This window comes from Streptomyces sp. ActVer, from assembly GCF_027270795.1.
GTDB classification, from domain to species: domain Bacteria; phylum Actinomycetota; class Actinomycetes; order Streptomycetales; family Streptomycetaceae; genus Streptomyces; species Streptomyces umbrinus_A.
Window position 1 is genome coordinate 1 of sequence record NZ_JAPWHT010000333.1, and the last position, 11,626, is coordinate 11,626.

10 protein-coding genes and 1 pseudogene are annotated in these 11,626 nt (G+C 70.4%); 2 read left to right on the plus strand and 9 right to left on the minus strand.

Annotation, left to right across the window (positions count from 1 at the left end; all coding sequences use genetic code 11):
• The 4 genes and pseudogenes from O3Q52_RS37805 to O3Q52_RS37820 form a co-directional block, all read right to left on the minus strand.
• Positions 1-1,187 (minus strand): gamma-glutamyltransferase (locus tag O3Q52_RS37805; RefSeq protein ID WP_269653122.1); only part of this gene is annotated, 1,187 nt, incomplete at its 3' end.
• 89 nt (positions 1,188-1,276) lie between these two features.
• Entirely contained in the window at positions 1,277-1,933 is a 657-nt protein-coding gene (locus O3Q52_RS37810) for a DUF4232 domain-containing protein (RefSeq protein WP_269653123.1), read from the minus strand.
• Positions 1,934-2,033: 100 nt separating this feature from the next.
• Positions 2,034-2,703: pseudogene (locus tag O3Q52_RS37815) on the minus strand (response regulator).
• A 5-nt stretch (positions 2,704-2,708) separates the two neighbouring features.
• Positions 2,709-3,809: a sensor histidine kinase gene (locus O3Q52_RS37820; protein WP_269653124.1), complete on the minus strand. Its 1,101-nt coding sequence runs from the start codon at positions 3,807-3,809 to the stop codon at positions 2,709-2,711.
• Between the two features lie 194 nt (positions 3,810-4,003).
• On the opposite strand from O3Q52_RS37820, the gene O3Q52_RS37825 reads away from it, so the two are divergent.
• Both O3Q52_RS37825 and O3Q52_RS37830 read left to right on the plus strand, forming a co-directional pair.
• A complete protein-coding gene (locus O3Q52_RS37825) occupies positions 4,004-5,029 on the plus strand; it encodes a carboxymuconolactone decarboxylase family protein (RefSeq protein WP_269653130.1) in 1,026 nt (341 codons plus the stop codon).
• A 111-nt stretch (positions 5,030-5,140) separates the two neighbouring features.
• Positions 5,141-5,803, plus strand: coding sequence for a hypothetical protein (locus tag O3Q52_RS37830; protein ID WP_269653125.1), 663 nt, complete (start codon positions 5,141-5,143; stop codon positions 5,801-5,803).
• Between the two features lie 28 nt (positions 5,804-5,831).
• Here the strand turns inward: O3Q52_RS37830 and O3Q52_RS37835 are convergent, their stop codons facing one another.
• From O3Q52_RS37835 to O3Q52_RS37855, 5 genes are all read right to left on the minus strand, one after another.
• Positions 5,832-7,418 (minus strand): NCS1 family nucleobase:cation symporter-1, encoded by a 1,587-nt coding sequence (locus O3Q52_RS37835; RefSeq protein WP_269653126.1) that lies wholly within the window; start codon positions 7,416-7,418, stop codon positions 5,832-5,834.
• Between the two features lie 206 nt (positions 7,419-7,624).
• Positions 7,625-8,644 carry a TIGR03842 family LLM class F420-dependent oxidoreductase gene (locus tag O3Q52_RS37840; RefSeq protein WP_269653127.1) on the minus strand — a complete coding sequence of 340 codons (1,020 nt, stop codon included), beginning with the start codon at positions 8,642-8,644 and terminating at the stop codon, positions 7,625-7,627.
• Positions 8,645-8,662: 18 nt separating this feature from the next.
• Complete coding sequence (gene hydA / locus O3Q52_RS37845; protein WP_269653128.1) at positions 8,663-10,066, minus strand: dihydropyrimidinase; 1,404 nt, start codon at positions 10,064-10,066, stop codon at positions 8,663-8,665.
• Positions 10,067-10,199: 133 nt separating this feature from the next.
• Positions 10,200-11,042, minus strand: coding sequence for a nitrilase-related carbon-nitrogen hydrolase (locus O3Q52_RS37850; protein ID WP_200395030.1), 843 nt, complete (start codon positions 11,040-11,042; stop codon positions 10,200-10,202).
• Positions 11,043-11,222: 180 nt separating this feature from the next.
• On the minus strand, positions 11,223-11,626 hold a 404-nt coding region (locus O3Q52_RS37855), incomplete at its 5' end, for a CdaR family transcriptional regulator (RefSeq protein ID WP_269653129.1).

Sequence of the window (11,626 nt, forward strand, 5' to 3'; positions counted from 1 at the left end):
GCCACCACGCGCGCGTGCCCGCCGAGCCGTGGGGCCCGTCCGCCGGGGCTGCCCGGCCGCAGCTCGTAGGAGGCCTTCTCCCCGACCAGCGCCCGCCGCCCGGTGTTGTACTCAGCCGACAGCAGCTCTTCCAGGGGGACCTCGCCGGCGTCCCCGTACCAGGCCTCCCGGTCGGCCATCGCGAGCTTGCAGCCCTCTATCAGCAGGTGCACGTATTCGGCGGAGCCGTACCGCGGCAGCTCCGGCGGCAGCAGGGCCAGCTGCTGGAGGAGCACCGGGCCCTGGCTCCACGGACCGGCCTTGCACAGCGTCCAGCCCCGCCAGTCGTACGTGGCCGGCGCCTCGTAGGACGCGGACCAGCCGGCCAGGTCGGCCGCCGTCAGCGTGCCGGAATGCCGTTCACCGCTGGTGTCCATCGTGGGCCGGGCCGCCTGCCGTACCAGGGCCTCGGCGATGAAGCCCTCGCGCCAGATCCGCCGCGCCGCCTCGATCTCGGCGATCCGCTCGCCGCCGCCCCGCACCCCGGGCTCCTGGCGATCACCGGGCTCCCGACCGGCATCGGCCTCCCTGCGGGCCCCCGCCTCCTCCGTGGCCTCCTCGATGAGCCGCTTCCAGGTCCCGGCCAGCGCCGGGTTCCGGAACAGCTCGCCCGGCCGCGGGGGCCGCCCGTCCGGCAGGTACACGTCGGCCGAGGACGTCCACTCGGTCTCGAAGAGCTCCCGTACCGTCTCGACGGTCTCGCCGACGCGCTCCACGGGCGCGTGCCCGTCCTCCGCGTACCCGATGGCGTACTTCAGGACGTCCGCCAGGGACTTCGTGCCGTGGTCGCGCAGCAGCAGCATCCACGCGTCGAAGGCCCCGGGAACCGCGGCCGCGAGGGGCCCGGTACCGGGTACGAGATCCAAACCCAGTCCCCTGTAGTGGGCGATCGTGGCCCCGGCCGGTGCCACGCCCTGTCCGCACAGCACCCGCACCTCGCCGCCGGCCGGGGCGAGGATGATCGGCACCTCGCCGGCGGGCCCGTTGAGGTGCGGCTCGACCACGTGGAGCACGAATCCGGCGGCGACGGCGGCGTCGTACGCGTTGCCGCCGTCCTCCAGCACGGCCATCGCCGACTGCGAGGCGAGCCAGTGCGTGGAGGACACCATCCCGAAGGTGCCCTGGAGCGTGGGTCGGGTCGTGAACACGGGGAACTCCTCACTGCGGCGCGGACGTCCGGACTGCGGGCGGGCGTCCGGCGATCGTACGCAGCCCGCCGCGCCCCCTGCTCCGAGGGCTACTGCGAGGGCTGCCCAGAGGGCTGCCAGGCCGTTGTCCCCAGGATGTTCTCGGGGCCGATGTCGAGCGGATACGGAGGCTGCACGGTCACGGTGTCGTCCCCCTTCTCCGGGGCGACGCGGAGGTAGACACCGTCCTGGTTGTGCATTCGCCAGTACAGGGCCGCGTGTGCGCTCTCGCCCGGGTCGAGGGTCAGCGCTCGGGGCCCGGGGTCCTCCGGCGCCATGGACACCTTGTCCGTGCCCTCGACGGTCCGCACGCCCGGGAAGGGGTCGCCCGAGGCGTCGAGGACGGTGACGGACGGGTAGCCCTTCAACTTGTACGGGCGGTCACCGCAGTTGATGACGTCGAGGCCCATGGCGCGCAGTCCCATGGCCGCGTCACCCTCGTCGGCCCGGAAGCGCAGGCCGGACGGCGGACAGCCCCGCCCCTCCTGGACGGGTACGGACGGAGCAGGTTCGGACGGCGTGGGGATCCCGGACGGGGGCGGATTCGCCGCCCGGGTCGGTACCTCTATGGTCGGCGTCGGCGTGGGCCTGCGTTCGGGGTTTCTCTCCCGGTCCAGCTCGGCGGAGAGCCCGCAGCCGCTCACTCCCAGCACCAGCAGGCAGGCGAGGGCGACGCTACGGACCGGTCTCGGGCGTATCGCGATCACGCGCCGATCATCACACGAGACCCCGACGGAAGCCGTCGCTCCGCTCCCCGGCACCCTCACTCCGCCAGCACTCGTGTCGCCCGCGCCCCGTCCGCGTCTCTCACTCCGCCGTCCCGCGGGCCGCGACCAGCCCCGACTCGTAGGCGAACACGACCAGTTGGGCGCGGTCCCGCGCGGCGAGCTTGGTCATCGCGCGGCTGACATGGGTCTTGACCGTGAAAGGGCTGATGACCATGTGGGCGGCGATCTCCTCGTTGGCGAGGCCGCGGGCGGCGAGCGCGGTGACCTCGCGTTCGCGGCGGGTGAGGCACTCCAGTCCGGGTGCGCTGGCCCGGTCCGGGGGCCGGGCCACGAACTCGCCGATCAGCGTGCGCGTGACGGACGGCGACAGCAGGGCCTCGCCTCGCGCGACGACCTCGATGGCCTGGAGCAGGTCGGCGGGCTCGGTGTCCTTGAGCAGGAACCCGCTGGCACCGGCCCGCAGCGCCTCGAAGACGTACTCGTCCAGGCCGTAGTTGGTCAGCATCACCACGCGTACGCCGGACAGGTCCGGGTCGGCCGCGATGCGGCGGGTCGCCTCGATGCCCGTCATCACCGGCATCTGGACGTCGACGAGGGCGATGTCCGGGACCTGCGCGCGCACCAGCGCCAGGCCCTGTTCCCCGTCGGCGGCCTCGCCTACCACCTCGATGCCCTCCTCGGCGTCCAGGAGTGCCCGGAACCCGGCGCGCATCAGGGGCCTGGTCGTCGACCAGCGCGTCCCTGATCAGGCCGCTCACGGCAGATCCAGCGGCACTCGGGCCCGTACCGAGAAGCCGCCCTCCGCGCGCGGGGCGGCGTGCAGGGTGCCGCCCAGGGCCGTGACGCGTTCGCGCATGCCGGTGAGCCCGATGCCCTCGGCGCTCGGCCGGGACGGTTCGGCGGTGCCGTCGTCGTCGACGCGTATCGTCAACTCGCGCTCTTCGTACTCCAGTTGGACGGCCACCTTGGCGGGCCCGGCGTGCCGGGCGGCGTTCGTCAGTGCCTCCTGGACGATGCGGTACGTGGCGCGGTCCACGGTCGCCGTCAGGGGGCGCTCGTGGCCGGTCACGGTCAGGTCGACGGCGAGGCCGGCGGCCCGGGCTCGCTCCACGAGCAGGGCCGGGGTGCCGGTCGGCTCGTCGGTGCGCAACACCTCAAGGGTGGCGCGCAGTTCGCGCATGGCCTCGCTGCTCGCCTCCTGGATGGCGAGCAGGGCCGGGGGTATCTCCTCCCCGCGCTTGCGCGCGAGGTGGACGGCGACTCCCGCCTGGAGCTTGACGATCGAGATGCTGTGCGTGAGGGAGTCGTGCAACTCGCGGGCGATGCGCAGGCGTTCCTCGCCCGCGCGGCGCAGAGCCGCCTCCTCGCGGGTGCGTTCGGCCTCCAGCGCGCGCTGTTCCGTCTGGCGCAGATACGCCTGCCAGTTGCGGCCCGCGAGACCGGTCACGACGGCGCACAGGAACCAGCCCGCGAGCAACGCGGTCTGCTCGACGGTGTCCTGGGAGGTGACTCCCGTCGCGAGCCACGCCCCGAGGAACACCCCGCCCGCGGCCGCGCCCGCGCTCCGGTGCCCGGCCTGTGCCGCCGTGTGGACCGCGGCCATCACCGGGAGGGCGGCCACCAGCCCTGGTTCGGCGTGCAGCACATAGCCGGCCAGCGCGGCCGTGGTGACGGCGAGCACCGCGCGGGGCGCCCTTCGGTATGCGGCCAGCGCGAGCGAACCGGTCACGATCAGCGCGTAGTCGACCGGCGCGGTGTTCTTGTCGAAGGCCGCCACGGACACGACGATCGCGCCGATCACGACGGCGAGTACCACGTCGGCGAGCCGTTTGAGGGTGGCCTGGTCCTCGTTCATGTCCGTACGGTAGACCGCCGTACGGACAGGGTCGTCAGCCCTGTGGACGGGCCCGCGACTACTCCCGGCGCAGTAGTCCGGTGCCCGGCGCGGTCGCGTCGGATCACCGCCAACTGCCTCCGGCCGTACGACGCCCGGGGGCACCTCCGGGAGCGAGGGTTCTCGGTATGACCAAACCCTTCAGCTACCCGTTCGTGACCACGCCCTTTCGCTACACCCAGCCTCCGCCGCCCAGGTCCGCCACCGGCCGGACCGCCGAGGTCTACCGGCAGCTCTCCGAGGACTTCGGCATCGACGGCGCCGTCACCTTCGTCGTCCTGTCGTCCGCGCCCGAACTCCTCGCCGCCACCTGGGCCCTGATGCGTGAGTCGCTGCTCGCGGGCGACGGCAGTCGCACCGGCAAGGAGCTGGCCGCGCTCGGGGTGTCCCGCGCCAACAGGTGTCCGTTCTGCGTGGGCGCGCACGCCGTCCTTCTGCACGCCACCGGCAACCACGCCCTCGCGGAGCGTCTGGCCCGCGGCGGGACCCCGGACAAGGATGTGCAGGCGCGCATGGTCGCCTGGGGCGAGGCGACCCGTGTCCCCGGCCACCCGGATCTCACCCCGCCGCCCTTCTTCGCCCGGCACACCGCCGCGTACGTGGGGACCGCCCTGTCCTTCCACTTCATCAACCGGATCGTCTCGGCCCTGCTGACGGAGAACCTGCTGCCGGGCAACACCCAGCGGTTCAGGCCGGTCCGCAGCCTCGCCGGTCGTTCCCTGGCGAAGACCCTGCGCCGGCGTCTCACCCCGGGCACGAGCCTCGCCCTCCTCGACGGCGACCCGGGCCCCGGCCCGTCCTGGGCGGCCGGCACGACGGTCGCCCCGGCCTACGCGGCACTGCGGACGGCAGCCTCGGAGGGCGCCGGCCTGCTGACCGAGGCCGACCAGGACCTTGTACGCAACGTCGTCGCGGCGTGGGACGGTACGCATCAGCCGTTGGTGTGGGACGCCCTGCCGGACCGGAGGACCAGGCCCGGGGCGCGGCTGGCGATACTGGCCGCGCTGGCTCCGTACCGGATCACCGACGAGGACGTGGCGGCCTGGAAGCGGCCTCCGTACACGGACCGCTGTCTGGTCCAGCTCGTCGCGTATGGGGCGTTCGCCGCCGTGGACCGTATCGAGCGGGCTCTGCCCCTCGATGCCCCGGTATCGCACGGGGTCATGGACCGTCAAGGGTGAGTCCCTGTCACCGCGCGGGCACGGAGCGAGTTTGTACTACCGCCCCACAGGCAGGCATGTGACACTGGCGTCCCGTCCGCTGTGCGGACTCTCCGCACCGTCCCCCACGAAATGTGCGCCGTGCGTTCTCTTCCTCTCGCTCTGACCGCGCGTCTGCTGCCGGTTGTCGTGCTCGCCCTGGCGGGCTGGTCGTTGTCGTCCGGGCCGTTCGCCGCGACCCCGGCCACGGAGAAGAAGGCCGCCCCCGACGGCGGGTCGTCACCGTCCGCGCCGTCGACCGCCGCGGCGAGCCGCACGTACCGCACCTCGCCCGCGCCCTGCACCGGCGTGTCGAAGAAGACGGTGACCTCGCTGGTGCCGGACGCCAAGACGGCCGGCAAGGAGATCCCGTCGACCGACGAATCGCTGCGCCGCACCTGTTCGTGGAACGCGCTCAAGGGTTTCGACTACCGCTGGCTCGACATTTCGTACGAAATCAAGAAATCGGACCAGGCCGCCCAGGCCGCCTACAAGCAGCGCACGACGGAGAAGAGCGGCGGAGGGGTCGTTCCCGGTCTCGGGGACGCGGCCTACTCGGTGGTGAACCTCACCACCGAGGACAAGCAGCAGACGCGCGAGGGCCAGGTGTTCGTCCAGGCGTCCAACGCCATGGTGGTCATCACGTACAACGGCAGTGACTTCGAGTCGAAGAAGGCGCCGAGTACGGACGAGATCAACAAGGGCGCCATCAAGGCCGCCAAGGAGGCGATGGCCGCGCTGGAGGCCGCTCAGTAAGAGAGGCTCCCAACGCGGCCCGCCGTCGTCAGACGACCTGGTCGGCCTTCACCGTGCGCCCCTCCCGCTCCGCGCTCTCCGCTCGTGCGAACGGCGCCATCAACGCGACGTACAGGACGAGCGACGAGGCGAGGCCGATCGCCCAGCCGTAGTCCGCGAGCGGCTTGAGGAACGGGATGAGTCCGTCCGTCGGGAACGGGCCGAGCTTGGCGCCCTTGGCGTCGACGTTCGAGTACGAGCCGCCGACCGCCAGAACGCCGCCGACCACGAAGGCCAGCACCGCCCGCCAGTTCCAGCCGTTCGTGTACCAGTAGCGTCCGCCGGGCGTGTACAGGTCGGCGAGGTGCAGGACCGTACGGCGGATGATCCAGTAGTCGGCGATCAGGATGCCCGCGACCGTGCCGAGCAGACCGCCGACCACACCGAGCCAGGTGAAGATGTAGAACTCGGGCGTGGAGATGAGCTTCCACGGGAAGATCAGGATGCCGATGACACCCGTGATCAGCGCGCCCGTACGGAAGTTGATGAACTTCGGGGCCAGGTTTGACAGGTCGTACGCCGGAGAGACCACGTTCGCCGCGATGTTGACGGAGATCGTGGCGATCAACACGATGAAGAGCGCGAAGAGCAGACCGAAGGCGTTGTCGGTCTTGGCCGCGAGGGCCACCGGGTCCCAGATCGCCTCTCCGTAGACGGCCTCGGAGCCGGAGGTGACCAGCACGGCGAGGATCGCGAAGAGCGTCATCGTGGTGGGCAGGCCGAGGGACTGCCCCCAGGTCTGCGCCTTCTGGCTGGCGCCGAAGCGGGTGAAGTCGGGGATGTTGAGGGACAGGGTCGCCCAGAAGCCGATCATGCCCATCAGGGACGGGAAGAAGACCGGCCAGAAGTCCGCGCCCCAGCCGAGCTTCGAGGGCTGGTCGAGCAGCGCGCCGAAGCCGCCGGCCTTGACCGCGATCCAGATGAGCAACGCGAACGCGCCGACGATCACGACGGGTGCGGCCCAGTTCTCGAAGTGCCGCAGGAAGTCCATACCGCGGTAGATGATCGCGATCTGCAGGGCCCAGAACAGGATGAAACAGAGCCACAGCGGCCATGGGTTGCCCGCGATCTTGCCCGCGTTCTCCCACTCACCGCCGGTGAGCTTGGAGCCCAGGGCGAAGATGCCGCTGCCGCCGATCCAGGTCTGGATGCCGAACCAGCCACAGGCCACGGCGGCCCGGATCAGCGCCGGGATGTTGGCACCGCGAAGCCCGAACGAGGCGCGTGCGAGCACGGGGAACGGGATACCGTACTTGGGTCCCGCGTGACCGGTGGCCAGCATCGGCAGCAGCACGATGATGTTGGCCAGGGCGATGGTGAAGACGGCCTGCTTCCAGTCCATGCCGAGGGCGACCAGGCCGGAGGCCAGGGTCCAGCTGGGGATGCAGTGGGCCATGGATATCCACAGCGCCGCGAAGTTGTACGTCGTCCACTTGCGCTCGGATACGGGGACGGGACGGAGGTCCTCGTTGGCGAAGGGACTGTCGGCGGGGAAGGCCCCGGGGCTGAGTTCGATCCGGCCGTCGGTGTCGGCGGACTGGGATATCGGCGGCCCCGTGGGGACGGTGTCGGTCATGGGCAGGCCAATCGATGAGGCGGGACGGGAAAGGCCGTGCGGGTGGCGCCGTGGGGGTGGTGGAGCGGTGGTACGGCCCCCTTCCCGGGGAGGTGGGAAGGGGACGACTTGAGTGGGTGGAGCAGGGTGGAGCGAATGCCGTCAATGGTTGATGGATGGGTCGACCATCAACCACTGGGACAGGTCATCAACGGCCGGGGCCGCCCTCAACTGTTGACGGCGGGAATGACCGTTGATCCATACGCCTCGATGACCGCCTCTTGAGCGTCATGCATGTCGTACAGGGCGAACTGGTCGACGCCCAGCTCGCGCAGCGCGTTCAGCTTCTCGATGTGCTTCTCGGCCGTCCCGATCAGACAGAACCGGTCGACGATCTCGTCGGGCACGAACTGGGTGTCGGGGTTGCCGCTGCGTCCATGGTGCGAGTAGTCGTAGCCCTCACGGGACTTGATGTAGTCGGTGAGTTCGTCGGGTACGGCGGCGGAGTGCTCGCCGTACTTGGAGACGAGGTCGGCGACGTGGTTGCCGACCATCCCGCCGAACCAGCGGCACTGCTCACGCGCGTGGGCGAGCGCCTCGGGCGAGTCGTCCTCGGTGACATAGGCGGGCGCGGCGACACAGATCTTGACCTCGTCGGGGTCGCGTCCGGCCTCGGCGGCCGCGGTCTTCACGGCCTTGACCATGTACTCGGTCAGGTAGAGGTCGGCGAGCTGGAGGATGAAGCCGTCGGCCTCCTCACCGGTCATCTTCAGCGCCTTGGGGCCGTACGCGGCCATCCAGACGGGGAGTTCGGCACCCGGCTTGATCCACGGGAACTTGATGACCGTGCCGCCGAGGTCCGCCTCGTCGCCGCGGCCCAGCGCCCGGATGACCTTCATGGCCTCGCTGATCCGGGCGAGCGTGTTGGGCTTGCGGCCGGCCACACGCATCGCCGAGTCGCCGCGCCCGATACCGCAGACCGTGCGGTTGCCGAACATGTCGTTGAGCGTGGCGAAGGTCGAGGCGGTGACCTCCCAGGTGCGGGTGCCCGGGTTCGTCACCATCGGGCCGACCTTCAGCTTCGTGGTGTTGGAGAGGATCTGGCTGTAGATCACGAACGGCTCCTGCCAGAGCACGGCGGAGTCGAACGTCCAGCCGTACGTGAAGCCGTTGCGCTCGGCCCGCTTCATCAGGCTGATGACGCGGGAGGCAGGTGGGTCTGTCTGCAGGACGAGTCCGAAGTCCATGGCGCCACTCCTAGTCGCTCAGAGAAGGTACTGACAGGTGGAGCGGGGGGTGTAGACGCCGTGCCCGGCGCGCCCGGTGAACTCCCGCTCGGTGATGACGAGTTCGCCCCGCGAGAGGACCGTCTCGACGCGGCCGGTGGTGCGCTTGCCCTCGTACGCCGAGTAGTCGACGTTCATGTGGTGCGTCTCGGCGGACATGATCTGCTCGGCGTGCGGGTCGTAGATGACGACGTCCGCGTCGGCGCCCGGCGCGATCGTGCCCTTCTTCGGGTACAGGCCGAACATCCGGGCCGGGGTGGCGCAGGCGATCTCGATCCAGCGGCGGCGCGAGATGTGTCCGTCGACGACGGCCTGGTGGAGCAGGTCCATGCGGTTCTCGACGCCCGGGAGCCCGTTGGGGATCTTCGAGAAGTCGCCGCGGCCCAGCTCCTTCTGGCCGACGAAGCAGAAGGGGCAGTGGTCGGTGGAGACGACCTGGAGGTCGTTGGTCCGCAGGCCCCGCCACAGGGCGGCCTGGTGCTCCTTGGGCCGCAGCGGCGTCGAGCACACGTACTTGGCGCCCTCGAAGTCGGGCTCCGCGAGGTTGTCGGTCGACAGGAACAGGTACTGCGGGCAGGTCTCGCCGAAGACGTTCAGGCCCTCGTCACGCGCCCGTGTCAGCTCGGCGACCGCCTGCTGCGCCGAGACATGCACGACGTACAGCGGGGCCCCGGCCACCTGGGCGAGCTTGATGGCACGGTGGGTGGCCTCGGCTTCGAGGAGGGCCTTGCGGACCTCGCCGTGGTACCGGGGGTCGGTCTCGCCCCTCGCCAGCGCCTGCTCCACCAGCACGTCGATCGCGATGCCGTTCTCCGCGTGCATCATGATCAGGCCGCCGTTCTCGGCGGAGCGCTGCATGGCGCGCAGGATCTGGCCGTCGTCGCTGTAGAAGACGCCGGGATAGGCCATGAACTGCTTGAAGGAGGTGACGCCCTCCTCGACCAGCAGGTCCATCTCCTTGAGCGTGTCCTGGTTCACGTCGGAGACGATCATGTGGAAGGCGTAGTCGATGGCGCACTTGCCGTCGGCCTTGGCGTTCCAGGCGTCGAGGCCCTCGCGCAGCGAGTGGCCGACGCTCTGCACCGCGAAGTCGACGATCGTGGTCGTGCCGCCCCAGGCCGCGGCCCGGGTGCCGGTCTCGAAGGAGTCGGAGGCGAAGGTGCCGCCGAACGGCAGCTCCATGTGGGTGTGGGCGTCGACACCGCCCGGGATCACGTACTTCCCGGTGGCGTCGATGGTCCGCTCGGCCGTCCAGGCCTCGGCGGCGGGGGTGCCGCTCGCGGCGAGGGCGGCGATGCGGCCGTCCTCTACCAGGACGTCCGCGTGGAGTTCGTCCGACGCGGTGATCACTAGGCCACCGCGGATGACTGTACGGCTGCTCATGGTTTCCTCTCCTGTCGTGGGCACCCCGGTGGAATGCGGCCGTTGGGTACGTGCGGGTGCGTCGTGGCTGGTCGCGCGGTTCCCCGCGCCCCTAGGAGACAGGGGCGCAGGGGGCCTCCGACGTGATCCCCGCTCAGGGAGCCGTCAGCGGCTCGTACGCCTCGGGGCGGCGGTCGCGGTAGAACTGCCAGCGGTCGCGTACCGCGCGGAGCTTGGCCATGTCCAGGTCGCGGACGACGAGTTCGGTCTCCTTGTCGCTCGCCACCTCCCCGACGAACTGGGCCTCCGGGTCCACGAAGTACGAGGTGCCGTAGAAGTCGTTGGAGCCCAGCTCCTCCACGCCCACGCGGTTGATGGCGCCCACGAAGTACTCGTTGGCGACGGCCGCGGCCGGCTGCTCCAACTGCCAGAGGTAGGCGGACAGTCCGCGCGAGGTGGCGGACGGGTTGAAGACGATCTCGGCCCCGGCGAGACCCAGCGCGCGCCAGCCCTCCGGGAAGTGCCGGTCGTAGCAGATGTAGACGCCGATCTTGCCGACCGCCGTGTCGAAGACCGGCCAACCGGCGTTGCCGGGACGGAAGTAGAACTTCTCCCAGAAGCCCTCGACCTGCGGGATGTGGTGCTTGCGGTACTTGCCGAGGTACGAGCCGTCGGCGTCGATCACCGCCGCGGTGTTGTAGAGGACGCCGGGCTGCTCCTCCTCGTACATCGGCAGCACGAGGACGATGCCCAGTTCCCTGGCGAGCGCCTGGAAGCGCTGGACGATCGGGCCCTCGGGGATCTGTTCGGCGTACTCGTAGAACGCCTTGTCCTGGACCTGGCAGAAATACGGCCCGTAGAACAGCTCCTGGAAGCACAGGACCTGAGCACCCTGTGCGGCCGCGTCGCGGGCCGCCTGCTCGTGGACCTGGATCATCGATTCCTTGTCGCCCGTCCATGCGGTCTGGAAGACGGCGGCGCGGATCACTCTGCTCATCGGGACCTCCGGTCGCTCGGTGTGCGGCGAGCTTAGGAAGACCGGCGAACGGCTTTGAGTTGCAGCGTGTCACGTCTGAGGGCGTGTGGCGTTCCACGGTGTCACCCTTGCCAAGGCCCATGTTTCACCACCGTTTTCCCAGGTCTTCCTGTGTTTCGGAGCTGTTGCGCGTCGGGAGTCTCAGCCCTGTTGCGCGTCGTGCGCGAGGAGGGCGATGTGCACGGAGGCCGCCTGCTCGAAGTCGTCGAGATCGACCCGGAGCCGCGTCTCTATCGCCTCCAGCCGCCGGTACAGCGCGGGTCGCGAGACATGGTGGAGCTGCGCGGTGCGCGACTTGTTGCGGCCGGTGGCAAGATACGTCCGCAGCACCGGAAGCAGCTCCGACTCCGCGTCCGCCCCGCACAGCAGCCCGTCCAGCTCCCGCTCGGCGAACGACTGGACGTGCGGGTCGTCCCTCAGCAGCCGGACCAGCCCGCGCAGATGGACGTCCCGCAGCCGCACCACGACCGGCAGGTCGAGTCCGGCGGGGCTCTCGGCGACGGCGTCGGCCACGTGCCGGGCTTCCCTCAGCCCGGCGGGCACGT